The sequence below is a fragment of the Variovorax ureilyticus genome (assembly GCF_050632185.1).
Lineage (GTDB): Bacteria > Pseudomonadota > Gammaproteobacteria > Burkholderiales > Burkholderiaceae_C > Variovorax > Variovorax ureilyticus_A.
In genome coordinates, this window is record NZ_CP192579.1 from 2,724,450 (window position 1) to 2,750,645 (window position 26,196).

Annotated in this window: 21 protein-coding genes and 2 pseudogenes; 8 read left to right on the forward strand and 15 right to left on the reverse strand. The window is 61.2% G+C overall.

Features of this window, described 5'->3' with window-relative positions:
- Nucleotides 1-64: 64 nt before the first annotated feature.
- Nucleotides 65-1,321 carry an amidohydrolase family protein gene (locus ACQ858_RS13440; RefSeq protein ID WP_431273223.1) on the reverse strand — a complete coding sequence of 419 codons (1,257 nt, stop codon included), beginning with the start codon at nt 1,319-1,321 and terminating at the stop codon, nt 65-67.
- A gap of 582 nt (nt 1,322-1,903) precedes the next feature.
- On the opposite strand from ACQ858_RS13440, the pseudogene ACQ858_RS13445 reads away from it, so the two are divergent.
- Nucleotides 1,904-2,202 (forward strand): annotated as a pseudogene (locus ACQ858_RS13445) (YnfA family protein).
- Nucleotides 2,203-2,322: 120 nt separating this feature from the next.
- On the opposite strand, the pseudogene ACQ858_RS13450 reads toward ACQ858_RS13445, so the two are convergent.
- Together ACQ858_RS13450 and ACQ858_RS13455 are read right to left on the reverse strand one after the other, a co-directional pair.
- Nucleotides 2,323-3,637, reverse strand: a pseudogene (locus ACQ858_RS13450) (MFS transporter).
- Between the two features lie 148 nt (nt 3,638-3,785).
- Nucleotides 3,786-4,631 (reverse strand): LysR substrate-binding domain-containing protein, encoded by an 846-nt coding sequence (locus ACQ858_RS13455; RefSeq protein WP_431273224.1) that lies wholly within the window; start codon nt 4,629-4,631, stop codon nt 3,786-3,788.
- A gap of 343 nt (nt 4,632-4,974) precedes the next feature.
- On the opposite strand from ACQ858_RS13455, the gene ACQ858_RS13460 reads away from it, so the two are divergent.
- Complete coding sequence (locus ACQ858_RS13460) at nt 4,975-5,100, forward strand: hypothetical protein (RefSeq protein ID WP_431273225.1); 126 nt, start codon at nt 4,975-4,977, stop codon at nt 5,098-5,100.
- 43 nt (nt 5,101-5,143) lie between these two features.
- Here ACQ858_RS13460 and ACQ858_RS13465 read toward each other — a convergent pair whose 3' ends face one another.
- Nucleotides 5,144-5,890, reverse strand: a complete 747-nt coding sequence (locus ACQ858_RS13465; protein WP_431273226.1) for a FadR/GntR family transcriptional regulator — start codon at nt 5,888-5,890, stop codon at nt 5,144-5,146.
- 292 nt (nt 5,891-6,182) lie between these two features.
- On the opposite strand from ACQ858_RS13465, the gene lhpI reads away from it, so the two are divergent.
- From lhpI to ACQ858_RS13485, 4 genes are all read left to right on the forward strand, one after another.
- On the forward strand, nt 6,183-7,163 hold the full coding sequence (gene lhpI, locus ACQ858_RS13470) for a bifunctional Delta(1)-pyrroline-2-carboxylate/Delta(1)-piperideine-2-carboxylate reductase (protein ID WP_431273227.1): 981 nt from the start codon (nt 6,183-6,185) through the stop codon (nt 7,161-7,163).
- Nucleotides 7,164-7,224: 61 nt separating this feature from the next.
- Nucleotides 7,225-8,232 carry a trans-3-hydroxy-L-proline dehydratase gene (gene lhpH / locus ACQ858_RS13475; protein WP_431273228.1) on the forward strand — a complete coding sequence of 336 codons (1,008 nt, stop codon included), beginning with the start codon at nt 7,225-7,227 and terminating at the stop codon, nt 8,230-8,232.
- A gap of 349 nt (nt 8,233-8,581) precedes the next feature.
- Entirely contained in the window at nt 8,582-9,862 is a 1,281-nt protein-coding gene (locus ACQ858_RS13480; RefSeq protein ID WP_431273229.1) for a Glu/Leu/Phe/Val family dehydrogenase, read from the forward strand.
- A 151-nt stretch (nt 9,863-10,013) separates the two neighbouring features.
- Nucleotides 10,014-11,132, forward strand: a complete 1,119-nt coding sequence (locus ACQ858_RS13485) for a branched-chain amino acid ABC transporter substrate-binding protein (protein WP_431273230.1) — start codon at nt 10,014-10,016, stop codon at nt 11,130-11,132.
- 92 nt (nt 11,133-11,224) lie between these two features.
- Here the strand turns inward: ACQ858_RS13485 and ACQ858_RS13490 are convergent, their stop codons facing one another.
- From ACQ858_RS13490 to ACQ858_RS13530, 9 genes are all read right to left on the reverse strand, one after another.
- Entirely contained in the window at nt 11,225-11,458 is a 234-nt protein-coding gene (locus ACQ858_RS13490) for a hypothetical protein (protein ID WP_431273231.1), read from the reverse strand.
- A 108-nt stretch (nt 11,459-11,566) separates the two neighbouring features.
- Complete coding sequence (locus ACQ858_RS13495; RefSeq protein WP_431273232.1) at nt 11,567-14,179, reverse strand: heavy metal translocating P-type ATPase; 2,613 nt, start codon at nt 14,177-14,179, stop codon at nt 11,567-11,569.
- 404 nt (nt 14,180-14,583) lie between these two features.
- Nucleotides 14,584-15,495, reverse strand: a complete 912-nt coding sequence (locus tag ACQ858_RS13500) for a cation diffusion facilitator family transporter (protein WP_431273233.1) — start codon at nt 15,493-15,495, stop codon at nt 14,584-14,586.
- 475 nt (nt 15,496-15,970) lie between these two features.
- On the reverse strand, nt 15,971-16,309 hold the full coding sequence (locus ACQ858_RS13505) for a P-II family nitrogen regulator (RefSeq protein WP_431273234.1): 339 nt from the start codon (nt 16,307-16,309) through the stop codon (nt 15,971-15,973).
- Nucleotides 16,306-19,434: an efflux RND transporter permease subunit gene (locus ACQ858_RS13510; protein WP_431273235.1), complete on the reverse strand. Its 3,129-nt coding sequence runs from the start codon at nt 19,432-19,434 to the stop codon at nt 16,306-16,308. The genes ACQ858_RS13505 and ACQ858_RS13510 overlap by 4 nt, the downstream gene beginning before the upstream one ends.
- Before the next feature lie 16 nt (nt 19,435-19,450).
- On the reverse strand, nt 19,451-20,587 hold the full coding sequence (locus ACQ858_RS13515) for an efflux RND transporter periplasmic adaptor subunit (RefSeq protein ID WP_431273236.1): 1,137 nt from the start codon (nt 20,585-20,587) through the stop codon (nt 19,451-19,453).
- 79 nt (nt 20,588-20,666) lie between these two features.
- Nucleotides 20,667-21,968: a TolC family protein gene (locus tag ACQ858_RS13520; RefSeq protein WP_431273237.1), complete on the reverse strand. Its 1,302-nt coding sequence runs from the start codon at nt 21,966-21,968 to the stop codon at nt 20,667-20,669.
- 113 nt (nt 21,969-22,081) lie between these two features.
- Nucleotides 22,082-22,456, reverse strand: coding sequence for a hypothetical protein (locus tag ACQ858_RS13525; RefSeq protein WP_431273238.1), 375 nt, complete (start codon nt 22,454-22,456; stop codon nt 22,082-22,084).
- Nucleotides 22,457-22,505: 49 nt separating this feature from the next.
- Nucleotides 22,506-22,835, reverse strand: a complete 330-nt coding sequence (locus tag ACQ858_RS13530; protein ID WP_431273239.1) for a zinc ribbon domain-containing protein — start codon at nt 22,833-22,835, stop codon at nt 22,506-22,508.
- A 329-nt stretch (nt 22,836-23,164) separates the two neighbouring features.
- On the opposite strand from ACQ858_RS13530, the gene ACQ858_RS13535 reads away from it, so the two are divergent.
- Nucleotides 23,165-23,848, forward strand: coding sequence for a heavy metal response regulator transcription factor (locus ACQ858_RS13535; protein WP_431273240.1), 684 nt, complete (start codon nt 23,165-23,167; stop codon nt 23,846-23,848).
- Nucleotides 23,845-25,167 (forward strand): heavy metal sensor histidine kinase, encoded by a 1,323-nt coding sequence (locus ACQ858_RS13540; RefSeq protein WP_431273241.1) that lies wholly within the window; start codon nt 23,845-23,847, stop codon nt 25,165-25,167. Before ACQ858_RS13535 ends, ACQ858_RS13540 begins: the two co-directional genes overlap by 4 nt.
- A gap of 34 nt (nt 25,168-25,201) precedes the next feature.
- Here ACQ858_RS13540 and ACQ858_RS13545 read toward each other — a convergent pair whose 3' ends face one another.
- Nucleotides 25,202-25,567, reverse strand: a complete 366-nt coding sequence (locus ACQ858_RS13545; RefSeq protein ID WP_431273242.1) for a DUF4148 domain-containing protein — start codon at nt 25,565-25,567, stop codon at nt 25,202-25,204.
- Between the two features lie 196 nt (nt 25,568-25,763).
- On the reverse strand, nt 25,764-26,189 hold the full coding sequence (locus ACQ858_RS13550; RefSeq protein ID WP_431273243.1) for a hypothetical protein: 426 nt from the start codon (nt 26,187-26,189) through the stop codon (nt 25,764-25,766).
- Nucleotides 26,190-26,196: the final 7 nt, after the last annotated feature.

Sequence of the window (26,196 nt, forward strand, 5' to 3'; positions counted from 1 at the left end):
ACGAGGACTCTTCAAGAGGCAGGCACTTGCCTGCAGGGAAAGGGGCGTGATGATCAAAGTTCTGTCACTTGACGGACTCCGTCAATTGACCCTTCAGCTTCACGACCTTTCCATCCTTGATGACCATAGGAATGTTTTCGCCTTGGCCTGACAGCAGCGAGATGTCTTCCAAGGGGTCCCCGGCTACGATTGCCAGATCGGCTTTCGCGCCCGCGGCTACCGTCCCACTGCGACCTGGCTCGCCGATAATTTCGGCGGCAATGGAAGTCGCAGACCGGATCGCCTCAAGTGGCCCAATGACTTTCGCCCGGACGCCAAACTCGTCTGACTGGAACTGATGCAGCTCGCCCAGCATGTCGGATCCGTATCCCATCTTGACACCCACGCGCGCCATCAGCGCCAGAGCTTGACGACCCACGCTACGGGCCTGGTCGATCTTCGCCAAAGATTCCGGCGGAAAGCCGAGAGCAGGACCTTGCTCGGAAAGCCTGTCCAAAGTCGACAGGGTGGGAACAACAAAAGCGTTGTGCTCCACTATCAAACGTGCAGTTTCCTCATCGATGAGGTTTCCGTGCTCGATCGTCCGCACCCCGCACTTGATTGCTCGCTGAATGGCCTGAGGCGTATAGGCATGCGCCATTACGTAGGTCCCAACGGCTTGCGCCTCTTCGACCGCCGCCCGGAGTTCAGCGAGGGAGTACTGCGTGTTGCCAATCGGATCGTTGGGCGACGCCACGCCGCCGGAAGCCATGACCTTGATCTGCGATGCACCCTTGAGCAGCTCTTCACGCACTGCTAGCCGCATTGCGTCCTCCCCGTCCACGACCCGGGAGATCGAGCCTTGACGGCCGAGGCAACCGCACGTATCGCCTAACTGGTCGCTGCGCGGACGGAAATCCCCATGTCCGCCGGTTTGAGAAAGCGCCTTTCCGGAAGACAAGATCCTTGGTCCCAACAGAACGCCCGTGTTGACCGCCTCGCACATTCCATAGTCCGCACCGCCGGCGTCGCGTACCGTCGTAAATCCCCGATTGAGCATGCCTCGCAAAATTGGCAATGTCTTCAAAGCGGCAAGAAAGTTGGGCATCCTGGCGTTGGCTGCGAAATCGACTTTCGAGGCAACAATGTGCACATGCAGGTCAATGAATCCTGGCAGCACCGTGTGCCCGGGCATTGCGAGACGGAGATCCACACTTGCCGTTATTGGCTCGGGACTGATCGCGCGAACAGAACCGTCTTCAATGTGGACGTTCATGTTTTCAGTGCGAACACCACTGGCAGGATCAAATACGTTGACCCTTTCAAGCAACACAGAGCTCATTTCAAACTTTCAAACTGTACAAACGGAAAACGCCGACCTGAAAGGCGAGGAGACGCAGAACAAAACTCGTTCGCTGTCGTCCGCAGGTGAAGATCGTCCATCTATCGTGACCCGCCTCGCTTGGCTGTGCACTTAATGTATTGACCGATGCCACCGTTCTCAAAGCGTTGGTTTTGCAAGTGCGATTGCAGAAAATGCAAAGGCTTCTCTATCGCGCCCCGATCAGCAGCAACTGCTTTTAAGCGCATCTTCTGCCGAAAGAGACCCAATGCCGACGCAAGAAGGAGATCGACGAAACCGGGTCTCGAACCCCGCTCGCGTTCGGAAACTTCAGCATGCCTTGGTGGCCCGGATTGGCCATAGTCGCGCTTCGAAACGAAACGCGCCCGAGGGCGCTAGCCCCGGTTCGCAGGGCACTCGGTTGGATCAAACTCGAAACGACCGCACACCAATGGCGAATGCCGGTTCGCCTCGCCTTCCCGTCTCTTGACGATGATCCTTTAGAGCGAGTTCTCCGTGGCCTCGCCCGGCATTAAGATGCTGCAATCGGAACGATCACATTGCCTCTGAGGAGCTCACTTGATGACTGCCTTGTTCGTCATCACCGCAATCGCAGAGATCGTGGGCTGCCATCTCCCCACCCATGGTTGAACAAAAAGGGGGACGGTCTGGCTGCTCATGCCGGCGGCGCTTGCACTTGGTCTGTTCGCCTGACCACTGACACTCGCGTCTATGCAGCCTACGGCGATGTTTACATCGCCGTGGCGCTGGGGCGGCTGTGGGCAGTGAATGGCATCCGGCCTAGCTCATGGGACTTAGCCGGTGTGGCTGTCAGCTTGGCGGACATGGCACTGATCGCATTTCAGCCGCCGGTGAACTAAGCACAGCAGAGAGTTGGTTCCAGGCTGCGTTCAGACTCCGCAGCTATTGCTATCTCGACACTTCGTGTGCGCCCCAAGCTGAGCGGACCGACAATCCCATCTTCGCGTTGCCGCGGGACCTCATTGTTGGTGGGGCCTCATGAGAGCAGAGCCGACGAGACTCACCGCAGCTGCAAACATGATGTAGTAGGCTGCAGACTGTGCGTCACCGGTCGCTTTGGCTAGCCAAGTCACGATGAATGAGGCAAAGCCGCCGAAGATGGTGACCGCACCGTTGTAGGCAAGCGAGAGGCCTGTGGTCCGAACACGCGTGGGGAAAGCTTCAACAAAGATCGCCAAGATTGGACCGGTGTAGCTCGCGATCAGGATGCCGAAGACCAACTGGAAGATCAGCAGGACATGAAAACTGCGTTCGGCATTCAAGTAGGCGAAGAGTGGATAGGCCAGAACGAGCACCGATAGGGCCGCCGCGGTTACGACCTTTTTCCTGCCTACCCGGTCCGACAAGGCGCCAATGACCGGCGCCATTACCATGAGCGCCACACCGCTGACGAGACCGGAGATGAATCCCTCCTGCTGTGTAAGACCCAACGTGCGCGTCGCATAGGTGGGCATGTAGAACAGGATGACGTAGGTACATACAGTCCACAACACAACCATCATCAGGCTGGAGACGACTTGGCGTGGATACTTCATCACCACGTCACGAAGCGGTGTCTCGGTGTGCTTCGCTTCGGTGGCGAACTCGGGAGTCTCGTCAATCTTCAGACGGATGTAGTAGCCGACTGGAGCGATCAACATGCCGACAACAAAGGGAATGCGCCAGCCCCACGACATGACCTCTTCAGCGGAAAGCGCAGAAACAATCAGCGTTCCGACGAGGCTGCCAATCACGACAGCAAACCCGACGCTGGTCTGAATCCAACTGGAGTAGAAGGCACGACGTTCAGGTGGTGCGTGCTCAGTGAGGAACGCTGTGGCTCCCCCATTTCTCCTCCCGCAGACAGCCCCTGCAACATCCGGGCGAGCACTATCAGGCAAGGAGCAACGATTCCGATCGATTCGTACGTAGGTGCGAAGGCGATGATGGCGCAGCCGGCCGCCATCACCAGCATGGACAGCGACAGGGCACGCTTGCGACCGACCCGATCGGCATAGATTCCAAAAAGAATACCGCCCAGAGGACGCACGACAAACCCTACACCAAAGGTGGCAAGGGCCAGCAGCAGTGAAGTGGTCTCGTTGCCCGCGGGGAAAAGAGCTTGCCGATCGTTGCGGCAAAGAACGCATAGCCAGAGAAGTCGAACCATTCCAGCCCGCTGCCGACGACGGTCGCAAGCACGGCGCGGCGCCGCGTTGTCGTCAAAGAGACGGGAGGCTTGCCGGATTTGGCCGCATATGCCGCCAATGCGTCTTGTGGGATATTCAAGGCCATGAGGTCTCCTGGGGTTGCTCTCTGTCATTTGCAGCGGCCTCCGGCCCCCGCGGCAGGAAATGTAGTTTTAAGCTTTGAATTTCCCCAAACGCTCTTTTCGCACACGCGTTTGCACACTACGCAACCCCATCCCGGTGCGTCAGGCGAATCAGGCCTCTTCCCTAATCTCCATTTGGTCCAAGACCCATTGATGAAAGCGCCGTGCCGCAGGACTCTGAGCCCGGTCGGCCGGCCAAGTCAGGAAATACCCTCCCCCGAACGAAGCCGAAGCGTCCGAAGCCTTCACCAACGCGCCGCTCTGCAGGAGCGGATCGATTACGTTTCGCCATCCGAGCGCCAGACCCTTGCCCTGCACTGCGAGCTGCACGATCACGGGATAGCTGTTGACGATGATGGTCGAGGCCGGCGCGAAGCGCGCAACGCCGTTGAGCTCAAACCAGCTATTCCACGACATCCAGTTTCGCTCCGCATCCTCGAGCACGAGGAAAGTGCTCGACAGTAGTTCGGAAGGCTGGAGCCGCTTGCCCTCCAGATACTCGGGAGAGCACACTGCGAACACACACTCCTCGAAGATCTGATGCAAGCGTGTCCCTGGCGTCTGCGTGGTATGAAGGTGGAAGATGCCTACGTCATATTCCGCAGGGGAAACGACGCCGAAATGATCACGGACGATGATTCGAATTTCCACATCCGGGTTCGCAGCTATGAAGGAACCGATCCGCGGAGCAAGCCAGAAGGTGGAAAGCCCCGCAGTGCAGGATATTGTCAGGCGGGACTTCACCACCCGAGCCATGATGCTGGCAGTCGCACTGCTCGAGAGCTCCAGGATGCGTCGAACATCAGTCGAATAGTTCTCCCCGGCTGGCGTCAGGCGCAACGCGTTGTGCTCGCGGGCGAAAAGGCGGCGCCCGAGGAACTCTTCAAGTTGGGAGATCTGCCGACTGACGGCGCTAGGCGACAGGTGAAGCTCCTCGCCGGCTCGGGTGAAGCTCAAAAGCCTTGCGCTAGCCTCGAATGCCAGAAGGCACCCTAGGGGGGTAGTGGGGCGAGGGCCATGCTAGATCAAGGTAAGTTGTGCAACCATCATTCGATTTTCCGCCTTCCAAGCGGACGGCCGCGTGGGGCGATTCCCAAGAGCATCAGGGGAGCATTCGGTCTCGACCACGATTGCCTTGCCGCTGGCCATCACCTCGATAACCGTTGCACCTTGGGGTTCATCACGAGCGGCAAGTCGAACCGCATCGACCCCCGTCGACGATTCGCCCAAGGCTGCCGATATCCGTACCGAGAAACCGCGTTCCTCAGGCGCTCAGCTATCCAGGCGCGAGGGTCCCATCGTGGGCGTTCGGTGCTTCGATGCCGCCGCGGGCGAGTTGCCTCTGGAGGCACTGGTGATCGAGCGGGCCGTCAGCACCAACACGGCGGCAGCAGGCGGCAATGCGAGTCTGATGACCATCTCCTGAAACACGAAGGTGTGCAGTAGACGGTCTCCCTTGAGCGAAGCCATCAGCTGCGGGGCGTCGAATCTAGCGGGGCAATGTCTCGGCGAACCCGTTTCAGGTGCCCCTCGACATAGAAGGCCGCAGCATCGGCGTCTCCGCTCACGATGGCCTCATAGATCAAGCGGTGCTCGGCGACATAGAGTTGGATGCGCTGCGGGTCGTAGATCCCATCGTCGCGCAGTCGCTGCCACAACGGCTGATCCATGCTCTTTGAGATCTCGTCTGCAATCTTGACGATCAATGCGTCCTGGGTCATGAAGGCAAGCTGACGGTGAAACAGACGATCGCACTCGCTCCACAACTCCTGCTGCGCAGGATCCTCTATGTCGATCACTTCGGCCATCCGATTCAGGTATTGCTCGGCCAGAGGGTCCCGCTTCTTGTGGCGGGCCGCCAATCGTGCGATCGCTGGTTCGATGAGCATTCGCACTTCTAATGTGCTCACGGGGCTGAAGTCGGCGACACGCGGAGACTGCGTGGCCTCGTCGTCACTCTCGACCGGCGCGACACGGACGTAGGTACCAGAACCGTGGCGGGTGATCACCATCCCCTCGTTCTGCAACGCTCCGATTGCCTCGCGCACAGCGGGGCGACTGACGCCAAATCGCAGAGCCAACTCACGTTCGGAGGGCAGTCGCGAGCCCATCGCGAAGGAGCCGCTTTCGATCCCTTCACGAATCGTATCGGCCACCTGCTCGTAGACCTGCTTGGCGCGAAAGATCGCCGTCGAGGCTGTTTGGTCCGTTTTCATGCCCACTTCCGCTTGGTTTCGAGATGACCAGTTTACGACACGCACTTTTCGGAGTTGACACCGGGATTACGCTGAATCGCGCAAAACAATGGCCGATGTAGGTGTTTTCCCTATAACCGAAGTGAACAGGTGGTCCGAAACTTTACCTCTAGTGGATATATTACCTATCCACTTATGACTACTTTGCGTGGCTATCGCGTTACCACTTGGGTCGGCAAGCTCCATTATTGGTATTGATGTATTACCACCTTCAACGTCGTTGAACCAACCCTTAGACCTGGAAACACGAGTCATGGAATCAACCTTTGCTTACGCCGCGTCTCCTTCGAACATCGAACAGCAAATCGTTGTCTTGGACAAGCGGCGCACAGCCGAACTGCTGGACTTCGAGCCCCTTGTCGATGCCATTGCTGTGGCTGCCGCCGAGTACGAGGACGGAAAGATCCATAGCCCTGAACGCATGGTGGTGCCGCTCGGCGAAAGCGGCGTGCTTCTCAGCATGCCTGCCACCGCAGCCGACATAGGAATTCACAAACTGGTGAACGTCCAGCCGGCCAATGCGAAGAGGTCCCTGCCAACCATTCACGGAACAGTCACCGTGTGCGAAACCGACACGGGCAAGCCGATCTGCCTGCTCGATGGCCCGGAAGTTACAGGGCGCAGGACCGCCGCGGTCACCCTGCTGGCGATCCGCACGCTGCTTCAGAAGGCTCCACGCGAGGTGCTGCTGATCGGAACCGGCGCGCAGGCTCGTTACCATGTGCGCGCTCTTCACCGCGTCTATCCGGGCACGAAAATATGGGTGCGCGGCCTCGACATGGCCGCCGCTTTGGAATTCTGCGACGCGTGCAAGGACATTCACGGCGACCTCGCGCCGGCCGCCCAGGACATTTCGGCACTTGTCGATGTGGTGATTACGCTGACCACCAGCACCAAGGCCGTCTACGACGAGGTACCGACGGCCGGTCGTCTCGTCATCGGCGTTGGGGCATTCAAGCCAGAGATGGCCGAACTTGGCAAGACCACGCTGGATGGCAGCGACATCTACGCAGATGATCCCGCCGGCGCTCGCCACGAAGCCGGTGACTTGCTGCAGGCGGGTATCGATTGGTCCCGCGTTCATTCTCTTCAGGCGGCATTGAAGGGCCAGGTCGACCGATCGCGTCCCTTCGTTTTCAAGAGCGTTGGCACTGCCGCGTGGGACCTCGCTGCCGCACGCGTCGCACTTCGAGCCTTGTATGCGCGCTCCGAACCTTCTACGGCGTCTTCATAACGTACCTGCTTTCGAGCAATGCCGTCCAGGCTTGCATCACCACTACACGAGTTCAACCACCATGCAGATCACCAGAACCATCAGCACCGTCGAGGTCCACACATGCGGAGAGCCTTTTCGTATCGTTACCTCAGGCATCCCGAAATTGCCAGGCAATTCCATCGTCGAAAGACGTGCCTGGCTACTCGAGAACGCCGATGACATTCGAAAATCAATCATGTTCGAGCCGCGGGGGCATGCGGACATGTACGGCGGCTACCTCACCACGCCGGTGACGCCAACCGCCGACTTCGGTGTCATATTCATGCACAACGAGGGCTACAGCGACCACTGCGGGCACGGCGTCATCGCACTCGCAACGGCCGCTGTCGAACTAGGATGGGTGGAGCGTCAAGTTCCTGAGACGCGCGTCGGCATTGACGCCCCATGCGGCTTCATCGAGGCCTTCGTGAGCTGGGACGGCGAGCACGCGAACGGCGTTCGATTTGTCAACGTTCCCTCCTTCATCTTCAAGCGAGATGTCACCGTCCAGACCCCCACTTACGGCGCTGTGACAGGCGACATCGCATACGGCGGCGCGTTCTACTTCTATACGAGCGGCGAGCCGTTCGGATTGGACATCCGGGAATCGTCGATCGAAGCCCTGAAGCAGTTCGGCGCCGAGGTCAAACAAGCGGCGAACGCAGCAATCGCCGTCGTGCATCCGCAGATTCCAGAGATTAATCACATCTACGGCACGATCATCGATGGAGCCCCGCGCCACCCGGGCTCGACGCAGGCGAACTGCTGCGTGTTTGCCGACCGCGAGGTTGACCGTTCCCCGACCGGCTCAGGAACCGGCGGGCGCGTTGCACAACTCTATCTGCGCGGAAAGATCGGACTCGGAGAGTCGATCACCAACGAGTCCGTCATCGGTACGTCCTTTCGCGCCAAGGTTCTTGAGGAGACGGAGATCGGCGGTTTCAAGGCAGTTGTTCCGGAAGTCTCCGGCACTGCCTACGTCTGCGGCTTCGCCACCTGGGTTCTCGACGCACGCGATCCCTTGATGAACGGCTTTCTCGTCCGCTGAGACCGAATACTCCTCGCCTTCCTTGTTCTTTCGCTCAGCGTGCGAAACCACCACAAAGGGCTATCTTGCAAATCAAGTCATGGAGGCGTTGGGCGGAACGCAGGTCTTCTTCGACAGATGGCGCGGACCGAAGACCACCCTTGACAAAGGCTGCGCCCATTCAGGATCAAATTGATCAAGCCACAACCACACTCCATCGATCTTCAACGGGAAGCTTATTGGCTTCACGTGATTTCGGTCCGGGCCCCTCTCGTCTGGTGCGACCCTGACAGACCAGCCACGCCGTCAGCTCGAAAGTACATACGGCGCACTCAATCCCCGCTCGCCCCACTCAGCGAACCTACGTCAGATGCCCTCCACAATTGAAAAACTCTCGTTCGTTACCCCAATGCCCGACAGCCCCTGGGGCACGTACCTGTCGCAGGTCGACCGCGTCGTGCCGTACCTGGGTGGCCTCGCCCGCTGGGTCGAGACGCTCAAGCGCCCGAAGCGTGCGCTGATCGTCGACGTACCGATCGAGATGGACGACGGCACTATCGCTCACTTCGAGGGCTACCGGGTGCAGCACAACCTGTCGCGCGGTCCCGGCAAGGGCGGCGTGCGCTTCCACCCGGACGTCACGCTGGAGGAAGTGATGGCCCTGTCGGCCTGGATGACGGTCAAGACCGCCGCGGTGAACCTCCCCTACGGCGGCGCCAAGGGCGGCATCCGCGTCGACCCTAAGAAGCTCTCCCTGCAGGAACTGGAGAAGGTGACCCGCCGCTACACCAGCGAGATCGGCATCATCATCGGCCCGCACAGCGACATCCCCGCGCCCGACGTGAACACCAACGCCCAGATCATGGCGTGGATGATGGACACCTATTCCATGAACGTCGGCGGCACGGCGACCGGTGTGGTCACCGGCAAGCCGCTGCACCTGGGCGGCTCGCTTGGCCGCGTGAAGGCCACCGGCCGCGGCGTGTTCGTGACCGGCCGCGAGGCAGCGCGACGCCTGGGCCTCGACCTGAAGGGCGCGCGCGTCGCGGTGCAGGGCTTCGGCAACGTCGGCTCGGTCGCGGCAGAACTGTTCGCCGAGGCCGGCGCCAAGATCGTCGCGGTGCAGGACCACACAGGCACGATCTTCAACGACAAGGGCCTCGACTTGGCGACGCTGGTGCCGGTCTCCCGCACCGACGGCGTCGTCGGCTTCAAGGGCGGCGACGTGATCGACAACGAATCCTTCTGGAACGTGGCCTGCGACATCCTCATCCCAGCGGCGCTCGAAGGACAACTGACCGCCGAACGCGCGCAGAAGACCAAAGCCAAACTGGTGCTCGAAGGCGCCAACGGCCCGACGGTCCCGGCGGCGGACGACATCCTCGCCGATCGCGGCGTGCTGGTCGTGCCCGACGTGATCTGCAACGCAGGCGGCGTGACGGTGAGCTACTTCGAGTGGGTACAGGACTTCTCGTCCTTCTTCTGGGACGAGGACGAGATCAACGAACGCCTCGACCGCATCATGATGATCGCGCTCAACGGCATCTGGGAAAAGGCCGACAAGCACAAGATCAGCCTGCGCACCGCGACGTACGCGGTGGCCTGCGAGCGAATCCTGATGGCACGCGAAGAGCGTGGCCTGTATCCGTGAACACGAGGCGAAGGAGGGATCGTGTCGTGCCTTCTCTCCAAGACAAATTCCTTCCCTCCGTTTCGGAACTTCAAGAACTCATTCAAACAGTGTCTCCCTCGTGGGCCCAGTGAGACACTGTTCGTTGTAAGGCCCACGTGAGGAGAAAGTAATGAAAAGCATAGTCGTTAGCTTGCTGATGGTCGCTGGGTTGACTAGCGGAATTCATGCGCAGGAGCGCGTTCGCGTCGGCTTCATGAGCCCCCTCACGGGCCCGCAAGCAGCAAACGGCGTTGACAATCGAGACGGCGCCCTGCTCGCGATCAAAGAACTCAACAATCGAGGAATCAAGGTCAAAGGGAAGCCGGTCACCTTCGAGTTGGACGTGAACGACGACGTCGCCGACCCAAAGCAAGGTGTGCAGGTTGCGCAGATGCTCGCGGACAAGAAGATCAACTTTGTTCTGGGCCCCTACAACTCCGGGGTCACCATGCCAGCGTCTCGCCCTTTCGCTGACGCCAATGTGGTCGTGTTCACCGTCGCTTCGAATCCGAAGGTCACGGAGCAAGGCCAGACCAACCTGTTTCGCATCGGAGCCAGTGACAACCAGTTGGGCGGCAAAATGGCCACGTACGCCGCCGAAGACTTGAAGGTCAAGAACGTCGCGATCATTGATGACCGAACAGCCTACGGACAGGGAGTTGCCGGAGAGTTTGGTGAACAGGCCAAGCGCCTCGGTGTGAAGGTTGTCGCCAACGAGTTCACCACGGACAAGGCGACGGACTTCTCTTCTATCCTGACCAAGATTCGCTCGACCAAGCCGGATGCCATCTTCTTCGGCGGCTATGCTCCACAAGGTGGCCTCATGCTGCGGCAGCTTCGCGCCCTTGGAATGAATGTCCCCCTGTTGGGTGGCGATGGCATCTGTTCATCTGAAACCGCGACCTTGTCTCAAGTTTCCGGTGACTTGAACGTGTACTGCACACAGGGCGGATCGATGCTTGACAAGAGCGACAAAGGTCAGAAGTTTGCTGAGCGCTATCGCCAGGAATACAAGCGCGATCCGCTCACCTACGCCGCGGCCTTCTACGACGGTATGAATCTCTTGGCTTCAGCGATTGAAGCGACTCAGTCGACGGATCCTCAGGCAATCATCACCCATGTTGCCAAGGGCAAATTTGCCGGCGTCAGTGGAGAGTATTCGTATGACGACAAGCATAACTTGAAGTCCTCCGCTGTCACCGTGTACACCCTCAAGGGCAAAGAGGTCGTGCCGCTGAAGAGCCTGTAAGCGCCGTAAAACACGGATCGGCGACGTGGGCGGCATCTGGGAAGTGCGGTCGCAGGCGCAAGTGCTCGCAACGAGCAGGCCGCGTTTCATCGTCAGCGAATGCGACAGCTGGCCAGCAAAATAAGGCCGACGACAATGACGGGCACGCCACCAGAAAAAGACTCGAGCGCGTCCGGGAGAATGAAGTCGACCCCCCGATCCAGCCAGCACTGGTGATGACAGATTTCTTCTCCGGACACAGCCAGCGACACCCCAGCGAAGATCACGGCCAGGGCAACCCAAACTTGAAGTGACATCGTGAGGGTTTCGTTTCGCTTCGACAGCACGTCTTGCTCAGAGCAGGCTGTCGACGTCGAATCGCGAGTTCGTGTGTTGCGTTCCGATCAGCCTACGCAGAACCAACAAAGCGCCTGACGAGCGAATCCCGCATGCCATTAGCGCGCCTCGCCGGCTGGCTGAAGCGAGTGAACCGCAGCCTTGGCCTCGCGCTTCTTGTAAGCGAGCAAACGCAGCGCGTTGGCCACCACGATCAACGTCGATCCTTCATGGAACAGCACCGCCGTTCCGATGTTGAGCCCGAGGATCGTGGCCGGAATGAGGACGGCCACGACCCCAAGACTGACGAAGAGGTTCTGTTTGATGATCCGACTCGTGCTGCGCGACAGACCCACGGCAAACGGCAGTTGCGCGAGATCGTCGGCCATCAGTGCGACATCAGCCGTTTCGAGTGCAACGTCAGAGCCGGCGGCCCCCATCGCGATGCCCACCGTGGCATTTGCCATCGCCGGCGCGTCATTGACACCATCCCCGACCATCGCGACCTTGCCGTGCTTGGCGCGCAGGTCCTTGATGGCATCCACCTTCTGCTCCGGCATCAGGTCCCCGCGAGCCTCCGTCAGGCCAACGGTCTTGGCCACAGCTTCCGCCACCTTCTGGTTGTCGCCGGAAATCATGATCAGGCGTTCGATTCCCAAGCTGCGCAGTTCTGCCATCACCTGCGCAGCCACGGGCCGTGGCGTGTCCATCACGCCGATGACACCGAGGAAACGGCCTCCTTTGCGCACAACCATGGTGGTTCGCCCTGAGGCCACCAAGCGTTCATTCAACTCCGTGACCTCCTGAGGCACAGGAAAGTCCTTGAGTTCCGAGAACAGGATGGCCTTCCCGATATGAACGGGCTCGCCATCGACCTGCGCCTGGACACCGCGGCCGGTGATGCTCGTGATTTCGGACGCCGCGGGGAGCTTGACCCGATCGGCAAGTCGCTCACGGGCTCCCGTCACGATGGCGGCAGCCAGCGGGTGATCGCTGTGCTCTTCGACCGCGAGGGCCACGGACAGAAGTTCGTCTTCTGACACCCCCTTCATCGGGACGGTGTCCGTCAGCCTCGGCTTGCCCTCCGTTAGGGTGCCGGTCTTGTCGAAAGCGATCGACGTCAACGTCCCCAAGTTCTCCAGCGGCCCACCGCCCTTGACCAACACGCCGCCACGACCGGCTCTGGCAACACCGCTCAGGACGGCGCTTGGCACCGAGATCGCAAGAGCGCATGGACTGGCCGCGACGAGAACAGCCATCGCGCGATAGAAAGTGGCGGAGAAAGGCTCGTCGATGACGACGCCAGCAAACAGAAGAAGAACGACCAGGATCAGAACGGCCGGAACGAAAATCCGCTCGAAGCGCTCGGTGAACTGCTGGGTTGGCGAACGCTGCGCCTCCGCCTCGGTCACCATCTTGACGACACGTGACATCGTCGATTGCTCGGAGCGCCGCGCAACCATCACCTCGATCACGCCCGAACCATTGATGGTTCCCGCAAACACTCTGTGCTCCGGTGCTACACGTTCGAACGCGGCAAGTCCGGCCTTCGCATCGTCTATCGGGCGCTTGTCTACCGGTACGCTCTCGCCCGTGACGGGCGCCTGATTCACGCTCGAAGTGCCAACGATCACCACGCCGTCAGCGGGCAATCGCTCGTTGGGGCGGACGACGATCACTTCCGTCACTTGAAGATCCTCGACGCGGACCTCAACGGTGCCCTCTTGTCGCCGAACCATCGCCGTTTCGGGTGCGAGCTTGGCCAGGGCTTCGATGGCCTTGCGCGCTCGCCCCATAGCGTAGTGCTCGAGTGAATGCCCGAGGCTGAACAGGAACAGCAGCAAAGCGCCTTCAGCCCACTTCCCGAGCGCGGCGGCCCCCGCAGCTGCCACGAGCATCAAGGTGTCGATCTCGAAGCGACGTGCTCGCAGGTTTTCCACGGCTTCCTTTACGGTGTAGAAGCCGCCGAAGAAATAACCCGCGACATAGAAGGCCGTCGCAGCCCACTCAGGCCCACCGCCCGCGCGCTCGACGAGCCAGCCCACGAAGAGCATTGCACCGGCTAGACACGCGAATATCAGTTCGGTCCGCTCCCCAAAGATGCCTTCGGCATGGTCGTGTCCAGCATGGCCACCCTTTCCCTGCCCTTCATGCTTGTGGCCGGCATGGTCGTGCCCCTTATGGTCCTCGTGCTCATGATCTCCATGTTCATGGTGTTCATGGCCGTCGTGGGGCGCGTGTACTACCGCTCCCGCGACCGCATCTCGAGACGCTCCGACCGCGCCTCCTGCGTGGACCCCCAGTTCATTTGCCCTGTCGCGCAGCGCCTGCTCCGAGACGAGCTGCCGGTCGTACTCGATGCGAACAGCGCCTGATCCGGAGACATCGGCCTCCAAGACACCCTTGAACTCTCGAAGCTGATCCGCGATCCGGCGCGCCGCGCGCACATCAAGCGCCCTGTCGGCCCTGATCGAGAGGTGCGAGTACCGATCACTCAGCTGAGCGCCGACAGATTCCACGATCTCGCGCACACGAGTCAGCGAGATGACGTTCGGGTCGTAGTGAACGCAGAGCTGCGGCGCTTGCGAGTCGTCAGGCACGATGTGCGCCTCCGCGACCCCTGGCCTGCCCTTGAGCGCATCGATGAGGCGGTGCACGCAACGGTCATCCACCTCGTGGACGTCCGGCAGTATCAGCGGCAGATCCAGACGGAGCTTGCTGGGTTCGTTCATGGAATACCTTCTTTCAGGATAGAGATGGCCCGTGTTTGCCACGAGAGGATTGGGCACATCGTGAGAGGCCCCGAGAAGCTGACGAGGGACTAGCGGCGACGCCTGCCTTTGGTCGTTCCAGTTCCTGTGTGTTTCCTAGCGCGCCCGTTTCGCAGACGGGACGCGAGACGTTTTGCATAGGGCAGACTGTGCGAGTTCGGACGCCCTCGCTTCCACCGGCGAAACAGGTAGATCGCAATCGCTCCTGCACCAAGTACTCCAAGGTAGACCAGGAAAATGGAGAAGGAGACCGAAGGTTCTGCGATTTCCCGATGCAACGTTGTCTCCCAGCGAGTAGTTGTTTTGAAGGGTCATGGGCACCCGATACGCGGTGCAGTCGACGGTCCTGATTCATATATCCGCCATCAAGCGAATCGATGGGCACCCGACGCCTGAGCGCATGGGCGGCGTTCGATCTGAACGGTGACGTGGTGAATTTCGAAGCGGCTCGCAAGCGCTTCAGAGGCATTGAGGGAGATGCGCTCCAGATCTCCGGTCGGGCTGACAACGTGCACGCTCAGGCTGGTCTTGCCACTAGAGATCGCCCACACATGCAGGTCGTGAATCGATTCGACCCCTTCCAGTCCAAGCAAAGCGTTCTCGATCGCGGGAAGATCGACGCCTTCGGGCACGCCCTCCAGAAGAATGTTCATGCTTTCGCGCAGGAGCATCCAGGTTCGGGGAATCACCCACAACCCGATGAGGACTGCGATCGCCGAGTCGATGTAGTTCCATCCGGTGAACCAGATCACGACCGCGCCGACGATGACGCCGATCGACCCCAGCATGTCGCTCCACACTTCCAGATAGGCGCCTTTCACGTTCAGGCTCGTGTCCTTTCCTGCTGCCAGGAGACGCATGCTGATGATGTTCACAATCAGGCCGATCACGGCGATCACGAGCATCGGCACGGAATCCACGGTCTGCGGTTCCTTCAAGCGGCGCCACGCCTCGTAGAGGATGTAGGCCGCGACGCCAAACAGGAGGACCGCGTTGAACGTCGCGGCCAGAATCTCGAATCGGTGATAGCCAAAGGTGCGCCTGGCGTCGACGGGCCGTTTGGAGATCTGGATCGCAGCGAGTGAGATCGCGAGCGCCGCGGTATCAGTGAACATGTGTGCGGCATCCGAGATCAGTGCGAGGCTCCCCGTCACGACCCCTCCGATGACCTCCGCCACCATGAATACCGTTGTGAGAACGAGGGCAATCCAAAGCGAACGCTCGTGACTTGGGCCCGCGGCGGTCGAAGGCGGCGCGTGTGAATGTCCGGATGTCATTGGCTATTTCCTCGGACGGGTTCAGATGGACAGAGCTGCAGAGGCTCCATCACCACGAGCCGGTTCCGGTGAGAGGACCTCAATGGGGGTTCCACAGCGCAGGACGTTGGTGAACACCGTGTCTCCACGGGTGAGGTTCGTCGTGTGATGCACGCTCACGATATGCAGGTGACGACGCAGCCCTGCGCGGTAGCTCAGAAGCGCAAACCGTGATGAAGAAAGCTCTGCAGCACTTGCTGATGCCCTGCAATCCGTCATGGCTCGCGACTTGATCTCCTTGGCGCCGCCGACCTCGACAACTTCGGCCCTGCGCCAACCCTCCTGGTAAGCGCCGACGTCCTGCAGCGAAGAGCATCCCGAGAGGCCCGACATCCCGAGGCACAGAAGAACCGGAAGACCGAACGCCCAGCGAGCTGGTCCGCGTGCATGCCGGCACGGCGGCCTTCGCGATGCCTCGCGAAGCGTTCGGCGCACGTCAAACGATGGGCTCGGCACGATGGACCTCCGTGACGTAGATCCACCCCGCACCGGGCTGCCCCGTCCGGCCAGCCGCCGCGATGACGGAGATGAACTCGTCGACCTGGTCGTCGTCGCAGTGAAGCTCGAGCTTGTATTCGTTCACGACCTCATCACCGAGCTCGATCGAATAGCGGCGCTCTGCCTCATGCAAAGGCGCGAGCGAACCCTTCACGGCGTACAGGGTCAGGTTGTGCCCCCGGCCATTGGCGCCTGCGCTCCAGGCTGGCGATCCCTTGAGCGCAGCGATGACGGCGGCGACGCGATTGCTGTGCAGATAAGCCTTGATCTCTTTCATGGTGCGGTCCCCACGGTTGTTGTGTATTGAGAATTCGCCCTGCGCTTTTCGGCCCGGTGCTCGGCCCACTCCCAGATGAGCGGCAGAAGAAGGAGGGTCAGAGCGGTGGATGTGAAAAGCCCTCCAACCACGACGGTGGCGAGCGGCCGCTGGGTTTCGGCACCGACGCCTGTCGACAGCAGCATCGGGATGAGGCCGAGGATGGCAACCGACGCGGTCATCAGGACGGGTCTCAAGCGCAGCGCGGCTCCTTGCTCCACGGCTTCCCGAATCGACAATCCCTGTCTTCGCAGGTCATTGAGGAAGGTCACCATGACAATGCCGTTGAGCATCGCCACGCCGAAGACCGCGATGAAGCCGATGGCTGAAGGCACCGACAGGTACTGCCCGCTGACGAACAGCCCGACAATGCCCCCGATGATCGCGAACGGCACGTTGGCGATGATGATGGTGGCGTGGCGGACCGAGTTGAACGCCGTGTAGAGCAGGATGAAGATGAGGCCGATCGTCAACGGGACGATGAACGCGAGCCGCGCCATTGCACGTTGCTGGTTCTCGAACGAACCGCCCCATTCAATCCAGTAGCCAGCCGGCAGGTCCACCTTCTGCTTGATCAGCTCATTGGCTTCCTTCACGAAGCTGTCGACGTCGCGTCCCTTGACGTCCATCTGGAGCACGGAATAGCGCTGAAGCGATTCCCGCCGGATGAATGAGTAGCCCTCATCGAGTTCGATCGTCGCGACTTGCGAGAACGGAACCAGCGCGCCCTCTCCGGTTCGGATCGGGATATTGGCGATCGAAGCCGGGCTGCCGCGAAACTCGTCGGTCAGCCGCACGGCGATCTCGAAGCGCTTCGTCCCGTCGATGAGCGTCGACACAGCGCTTCCGCCGATGCCGGACTGGACGACCTCGAGAATCTCATCGGCATTGATGCCGTAGCGCGCAGCAGCCTCGCGGTTGACCTTGATGACCAGTTGAGGCTTGCCCCTGTTTGCCTCGGCCGAGAGGTCCGTCACACCTGGAACCCCATCAAGCACGCCCTGAATCTTGCTGGTCAGGCGATCCAGCGTCGCGAGGTCTTCACCGTAGAGTTTGAGGGCCAGTGTTGCTCGCACGCCGGAGATCAACTCTTCCACGCGCGACTGGATCGGTTGTGTTGCACCGAAGACGACGGTGGGAACGACCTTTTCCAGCGCCTCCTGCATGTCCGACGCCAGCTTGGAGTAACTGATTTTCTCGGGCCACTCGGACTGCGGCTTGGTCTCGAGATTGAGTTCCATGTAGTTCACATCGGTCGTCTCCCCGCCCTCGGCACGGCCGATCGTCGCCACCACCGTGCGAACCTGCGGAAACTGCTTGTGGAGCTCCGCGCTCACCACCTTCGAGACGCGTACCGATTCGTCCAGCGACGCGGACGGAATTCCAGTCACCCGGAACTGGATCGTTCCCTCCTGAAGTTGCGGCATGAACTCCTTCCCGAGGAAAGGGAAAAGAGCGAGCGAGGCAAGTAGCAGCGCGACTGCGGAACCAAACACCAACCCCTTGCGCTCAAGCGCCCAGTCAAGCATCGGGAGGTAGAGGCGCTTCGCATGGCGCACCAGGAAGGTGTCGCGCTCTTCCTTGGGCTTGAGGATCAAGGCTGCAAGCACCGGAACCAGTGTCAGGGACAACAGCAATGAGCCCGCCATTGCAAACGTGATGGTGTAGGCCATCGGCTTGAAGAGCTTGCCCTCCAGTCCCGTGAGCGAGAACAGAGGCAGAAACACGACGATGATGATCAGGATCGCGAAAGCGATCGGGTTGACAACTTCGCGGGCCGCTTCGAGGATGAGGGCGGTCTTGTGGATCGGCTTGCCGGATTCCTTCGCATGCGCCAGGAGGCGAAACGCGTTCTCCACCAGCACGACAGCTCCGTCGACCATCATCCCGGTGCCGATGGCCAATCCGGCCAACGACATCAGGTTGGCGGACACGCCGAACTGTTGCATCAGGATGAACGCGATGAGCATCGCCATCGGCAGCGTGATGACAACCACGATCGCGGAGCGGATCTCTCCAAGGAAGAGAAACAGGATCACGGCCACTAGGATGGCGCCCTCGACGAGCGAGCTCTCCGCAGTCCGCAACGCCTTTTTCACGAGTTCGGTCCGGTCGTAGACAGGATTCAGCGTCACACCCTTCGGGAGTGCTGCCTGTGCCACGGCCATCTTGGCCTTGACGGCGTCCACGACGTTCTTTGCGTTCTCCCCGACGCGCGCGAGCGCGATACCGAGCACCGCCTCTTCACCATCGCGGGTCACCGCGCCGACCCTCGGCGCCGGCGCCTCCTTGACGGTGGCGACGTCGCGAACGTAGACCGGTGTCCCATTGCGCTCGGCCACCACGATCCGCTCGATGTCCGAGACGGAGCCGACCAGACCCAGTCCGCGAACGAGATACTGTTCCGAATTGAGAGTGAGCGACTGGCCACCGACCTGTTTGTTGTTGGCGGTCAGGCGCTCCATCACTTCCTTGAAGCTCAAGCTGTACTTGATGAGCTTGCGGGGGTCGATCTGCACCTGGAATTGCTTCTGCTCACCACCCCACGACGTGACATCGTCCACGCCGGGAGCGGTACGCAGGATCAGCCGGACGGTCCAGTCGTGGAGCGTGCGCAGGTCCATGGTGCTCATGCTCTTGTCCGCGGACTCGACCGTGTACCAGAACACTTGCCCGAGTCCCGAGCTGTTCGGACCCAACACGGGTTCGCCGTAGCCTTGCGGCAGACGTCCCTTGACCTCCTGGAGTTTCTCGCCGACGAGCCGTCGCGCGAAGTAGATGTCGACGTCGTCCTTAAAATAGACACCTACGTAGGAGAGCCCGAACAGCGAGACCGATCGAACTTCCTCGACACCGGGCAATCCGGCCATGGCGCCTTCAATGGGCGCGGTCAGGAGCTTCTCCACATCCTCCGCGGCGAGACCGGCGGATTCCGTGTAAATGTTGACCTGGACCGGCGTGACGTCCGGGAAGGCGTCGACTGGTACGTTTCGAAAGGCCTGCACGCCGAGTCCGATGACCACGACGAAGAAGACCAGCACCAGGACCTTGTAGCGTAGCGAAGCGTCTACGATGGCATTGAGCATGTTGTGCTTTCGTTCCTCAATGCGTGTCGCCGATCTGCGACTTCAAGACGCGGGCTTTCAGCGCGTAGGTTCCAGCGCTCACCACCTGCTCGCCCGCGCTGAGGCCGGACTTGACGACGGTGCGATTCCCCAGGCGCTCACCCGCTTCAATCGCCCGCTGCTCGTAGGCACCGTTCTCGAAGACGAACACGGTCGGCTGCCCTTGCATGAGCACAATCGACTGATCGGGCACCGTGATGACGTCGCGCTTGGGTGCGGCCTGAGCGGCCGCGCTCTCGATGGTCGCCGTTGCGAACATCTCGAGCTTCAGGCGTCCATCAGCGTTGTCCACCTCAATGCGCGCTGGGATGGACCGCGTGTCCTTGTCCAGAATGCTGGCGACGTAGGTCACGCGGCCCGGGAAGGCTTCATCGGGATAGGCGGCGACTGTGACTGTTGCCTTCGCTCCCACGCGAACCTTTGCCAGTTGCGTCTCGGCGAGACTGGCTTCGATCCAGAGCTTTGAGAGGTCAGCCACGACGAACAGACCGTCCTGGGGACCCGCCAGGCCACCGACAACAGCCTTCTTCTCGATGACGGTGCCGGCAAGCGGAGAGGTCAGCGGAAAGACGGACGCGACGCCGCCGGAGGCGTTGCTCGGAATGCCGAGCAAACGGAGATGATCCTCCGCCGCGCGCAGTGCAGCACTCGCCTTTTCGTTCTCCGCCTTGGCGCGCAGGTAGTCCTTCTGCGAAATGATCTCCTCGGCTTGCAGCGACGCCGCGCGCTTGAAGTCGGCCTCGGCCACGCGACTGGCAGAACGCGCCTGGCTCAAGGCCGACGAGGCCTCACCGACGGCCATGCTGTCCAGCGTGGCCAGCGCCTGCCCGGCGCGAACCGCATCGCCCAGGTTGGCGCTCACGCTGACGACGCGCCCTTCAACACGAGGTGCGATGCGGGCGGTGCGATCCTGATTGGCGCGGATGGTCGCAGTGACCGTGACGGTGTCGACGAGAGACTGGGCCTTGAGCTCTTCGAGGGCAATTCCGGCGCGATCGGCTTCTTCCTTCGAGAGTTTCAGCTCGTCCTTTTTTCCGCCTTCTCTTCGGTGACTGCCTTTTCGGCCGCCGCATCCTTCGCGCCACCGCAGGCGGAAAGAGCCAACAGCGAGCACGCCGTGCAGATCGCCACCGCGAACCTGTGGAGATTCGTCCGATGAGGACGTGCAGCGAGGCCGCGCAAGAGTTCGGTGTTCATGGGGTGATTCCTTCGGGCGCCCAACCGGCGGCCAGTTCGAGTGCGAGGCGGGTGGATTGGTAGTCGAGCAAGGTGTCGAGCAGGTCGCGCCGTGCATCGAGGGCCTGGCGATTGACAACGATGAGCTCAAGCAGTCCGATCTGGCCGGCGCGTTGCGATTTCACGGACAGCTGCTGGTTGTCCATCAAGGCCGGCACGACCCGGTCCTGGGTTCGGCTGAGCCGTGCCTTCAGGCTTTCGAGCTTCGCCCAAAGCGTGCGCACCTGCGCCTGGGTGTCCCGCACTGCCGCCGCGCGCGAGATCTCCGCCTGCGTCAGCGCACTGCTCGCCTGCCCGATATTGGTCGCGTTCTGTTTGAAGAGCGGCAGCGGCACAGAAATCGTCAGCGTGGTCAGGCGTTCGCGCGCGGCCGAAGATCCTTCTCGGCCCGCGCCCACGCCGAGCGTGACGTCGGGATAGCGGCTCGCGTTCTCGAGCTTCAGTCGAGCACGAGCCGAATCCTCGCGCGCGCTGAGTGCTTGCAGGCGCGGTTGCGACGCGGCCTGCGCAAGCAGTGCATCCAGGTCGTAGCGCTGCGCCGCGGGTGGACGCAGATCTCCGCTTGCCACCGGCAGTCGCCCTTCGGAAAGCTGCAACTTGGCTGCGAGGTCCGCCCTCGCGTCGAGAAGCTGCTCCTTCGCAAGCGCGAACTGATTGCGCGCGCGGTCCGCTTCTACGGCCGCCACGTTGGAATCGAGCTTAGTGTCCTCGCCCGCCGACCGGCGCTTCTCGATGGCGGCTGCCGTGGTCTCGAACAGGCCCAGCGCCTGCTCTTCCAGTTCCACGCGCTGCTGAAGTGCAAGGATGCGGTAATACTGTTGCGCGACGTCAGCGCGCAGCTGGCGTCGGGCCTCTTCGATCTCGCTCTGCAAGGCGGTCAGGGCGGCATCGGCCGCCTCGCGTCGATAGCCTCGCTGTCCAGCGATCTCAAAGGTTTGCTGGACCGTGGCTGCCCATTCGCGGCGCTTTTCCGTGGCCGGCCCCTCCAGCGGAACTTCTCGATGGATCCCATCGAAACCGAGCACCGGATTGTTGTAGAGCAGCGCGTTGGCATCCGTGCGGACGCCTTCCGTCGCGGCAAGCTCGGCGCGTTTGGACCTCAGAGCCGGGTTGGCCTCTTCGGCGAGACGCGCCGCGTCCGAAAGACTCAGGGGGACAGCCTGAACCTGTGTCTGCACCGAAGGCGGCGCATTCTGGCCGTGACTCGGCCACGCGCCGACGGCCAATGCACTGGCGATCACCAGCGTCTTGATTCGCATCGAATTCTCCTAGCGTTGAAAAACAACCTGCAGGGGAATCGGCGAGCTGTGGCGTGGGGGTTGGATTAGAAAGGAAGCTCGCCGATCAGATGGCGAGCGGCCGCGCAGGGCGTTCAAGCCCCGGGGGTGGGTGATCGATAACGGTCCGGATCGGAATCAGGCGGACGGATAGCCCCCATCGAGATGACGGGAGGCACGCGATCTGCCACCTGTTGTGCTACGTTGATGTGGCACCCGATGCAGTCATCGTCACCATCGGCAATCTGCTTCAACTTCTGATCATGCGACTTGTCGCCAGCCTTGGCCGTGACCTTGTGATCGTGGTGCCCAAAATGCATGGCCCCCTCGCCGGCCTGATGCCAGCAGTAGACGGCGGCTCCGCTCCATGCAAACTGAAAGGGAACGATGACGAGAAGCAACGCGAACAGGCACCTGCGCATCGCCGACGGACGGGCGGCGCTTCGCAGGCGGTTCATGAATTCAATCATCGAGCGGTCAGCGGATTTGGTGGGCAGGCGGATCGTAGCGCGCTAAGGTTCAAACAGACTTGCCGCACGAACCGCAGAAGCGTGCGCCATCCGCCAAGGCGGCGGAGCATCCTTCGCAGAAGCGCTTAGCGGGGACGGCATTTCCACATTGTGAGCAGAACTTGGCGCCCGTCGCAAGCGGCGCACGGCACGCCGGACAGGATCCCGATCGGTCCGCACCGCCGCTCTGAGGGTATCCCGCGGTCCTGTCGCCATAGCTGTCTTCGGGACGGTGCCCGGAATGATGACTCGAACCTTGCCCACCGTAGCCGCCGTGTTTGCCGTGGCGGCCGTGACTTCCGGTCGTGATGTTGCGCAGCATGTTCTCGAAGAAGCTCATGGTGATTCCTGTGAAGACTCCCTACGAAGTTCGTCAGGAGCATGGGAGGATTGGAAACCCTGAAGTAACTTCAAGGTCAAGCGGTCCTTCGCATCTCCCTATTCCGCGTGCGCAGCCCACAAAATCCATTCGCTAGCCTCCCGGCCAGCTCGAAGATGCACGGCTCTCGGCAGCTCTCGAAGGTTGACCGCGGACGATAGAAATCACGACCAACAATCACCGAACGGACAGATTACAAGTGCGTAATCCGCACACCATCCGCGCGGGGAGAGCGCCATGGATTACCGATTTGTAATCGGCTGGGGCGGCCTCAAAGGTACGATTGCCCGATGCATCTTCTGGTAATCGAAGACGAACTCAAGCTTGGCGACTACCTGCGCAAGGGCCTGATCGAGAGCGGATTCAACGTGGACCTGGCGCGCGATGGCACGGAAGGTTTGGGCATGGCTCTGACCGGCAACTATGACGCGATCGTGCTGGACGTCATGCTGCCTGGCATCGATGGATTCAAGGTCCTGGAGACACTGCGCAAATCGGCGTCAACACCCGTGCTCATGCTCACCGCCAGAGATGACGTCGCCGACCGGGTCAAGGGCCTGGAGAGCGGAGCAGACGACTACCTCGCCAAGCCCTTTGCCTTCTCCGAGTTGCTGGCACGGGTTCGTGCGCTCCTGCGACGTGGCGCACTTCAGGAATCAACGCGCTATGCGCTTTCGGATCTTCAACTCGATCTGACGACGCGTCGAGCCAGCCGCGGCGGCAAGCGCCTGGACCTGACCGCCAAAGAATTCTCCCTACTGTCTCTGCTGCTGCGCAGGCAAGGGCAAATCCTCTCCCGAGCCGTGCTCGCCGATCAAATCTGGGGGATGAACTTCAACAGCGACACCAACGTGGTGGAAGTCGCCGTCCGCAGGCTGCGCGCCAAGATCGATGACCCTTTCGAGGAAAAGCTTCTTCACACGGTTCGTGGCATGGGCTATGTCCTGGAGCACCGGGATGACGGCAGCACGTGAAGACCCGCTCGATCCAGACTCTTCTGTCGCGCTGGTTCGCGGCCCTCACCCTGATCGGGCTGAGCATCGCGTGTGCGGCGATCTATGCAGCCACTGGTTGGAGCTTCCAGCTCAAGCAGTCTGAGCAATTCGAGCGCTACGCGGAGATCGTTCGGCATGTAGTCGACGAGACGCGATCGCCCCCTAACGTCGATGCGCTGCGCCACAAGCTCAACGACTACTTCATGAGCCATCCCGATGCCACGGTCGATCTGTGGGCCGGTGGACAGCTGATCTATCAATCGCAGCGGCCAACCACCCAAGAGCATCTCATCTCCCGTTCAGCACCGCTCGAGAACCTCACCTTTGCCGACAAGCCTGTCGATCTGCGTATCGCGCTCAATGTGGAAAGCGACGAGCTTTTGCTGAAGCGTCTGGCGTGGACCTTGTTCGGCGCCGCCAGCCTTGGATCACTGCTGGTGGCACTGACCGGGGCAATCGTCGTTCGTAGAGGCCTCAAGCCGCTCAAGCTACTTGCGGCGCAAACCGCCGCCGCAGGTCCAGGCCAGCCGGGCAAGCGAATCGATTCCTCCGTGTTTGCATCTGAACTGCAGCCCTGGATCCACCAGTTCAACTCATTGCTGGAGCGGGTGGAGGAAGCCTATGCCCAACTGGAGGCTTTCAACGCAGATGTAGCCCACGAGTTGCGCACGCCGCTTTCGAACATGATCGCCCAGGCCGAGGTCGAGCTCAGTCACTCCCGCTCGATCGCGGCGCTTCAGGACGCCTTGAGCTCTCAACTTGAAGAGGCACAGCGGCTATCCAGCATCGTCACCGATATGCTTTTTCTGTCGAAGGCGGATCGCGGTGCGAGCGCCCGGCGAGCGGGAACCGTTCGAGTGGTCGAACAAGTGGCGGCGGTGGCGGATTTTCACGAGGCCGAAGTCGAGAACGCGCAGCTTGCCTTGCGTGTGGAAGGCGATGCAGAGCTTGAGCTCGATGCGGGGCTGCTGCGGCGGGCCCTTTCGAACCTGGTGAGCAACGCGATCCGCTACGCCGAGCCGGGGAGCCTGATCCGGGTCGTGATCCAGCCGGACCCCGGCGGTGGCGTCAGCATCACGGTCGAGAACCGTGGCGCCACGATCGCCCCTGAGGCAATGCCACATCTGTTCGAGCGCTTCTATCGTGCAGACCGGTCGCGAAGCGGATCCTCGAGTCATCACGGGCTTGGCTTGGCGATCGTCGCGGCCATTGCTCGCATGCACGGCGGGAGCACTTTTGCGGAATCCGCGCATGGCGTGACACGCATCGGTCTGGTGCTGGCCGGCCCGGGAGAGTAGTCGCCCGGGCGCACTGCCGGCAGCGCAGTTCGAACTACTTGGGGTCGGCCACCGGCGTTGGCCACGGCGCACCGCGACTCACGCTCTTCCAGGCAGGGTCCCGCATCGCGGCGTTGAGCTCGGCGTTGACCTCTTCCCGCGTCTTCGGCTGCCCCGCAGACTGCACTGGCCACGGAGCACCACGGCTTGCGGCGTTCCAGGCAGGACTCTTTTGAGCCTTTTCCAATTCCGCAGCGACCTGCTGTCCGCTGGACCACTTGGCGTGGTCGGGATGGTAGGTGACCCCTGCCTCGCCGTTGGCAGGGTGATAAATGCCATTGGCCATTGCACCGACCGGGACGAACAGGGTTGCCGCGACGGTAGCGGCGGCTGCGACGAAGCTCAATGTACGGATTGTCATAACAGGGTCTCCTTGGGTTGCTGTCGCCGCAATCGGTCGATCGAGGCGTAGATCAACTCTAGAAATTCACTCCGACAGTTCGTCGACTGAGCGATTACAAGTAAGTCATCCCCCTGTCATGAACTGGTGCCTTCGACTCTGAAAACAAAAACGCCCCGTGGCGGCCACGAGGCGTTTGGCGTTGGGTGAAAGCGTCTTAGCGAACCAGAGCGCTCGCGCCGCCCGAATTTTGCGAGGTCTTCGCGCCCGGACTTGCATTGCGCATTTCAGCGTAGGCTTGTGCGGCCTGACGATAGGTCGGACGCGAAGGATCTGCACCGGCTTCGCCGAACTGCACCGACGCCAGGCCCGACTTGATCCAGTTCATCGTGTCAGCTTGGACCGCGGCACGTGTGTTTTCCTGAACTTGAACAACCGCACGAGGATTTCCTTCCGGGTATCCGACCGTCGGAGCGGACGCCATCCAGGCGCGCGTATCGGCGGCGACGGCGGAACCCGAAACGCTCGAGCTGAGGGCAACAGGACGCGGATCGCCTTCGGCATAGTTGCCAGCGAAAGCCGGAACGGCAGCGGCGGTGAGAACCAGGGCGGCGAGGGGCAATCGAAGCGCGGACATTTGCATTTTTGAT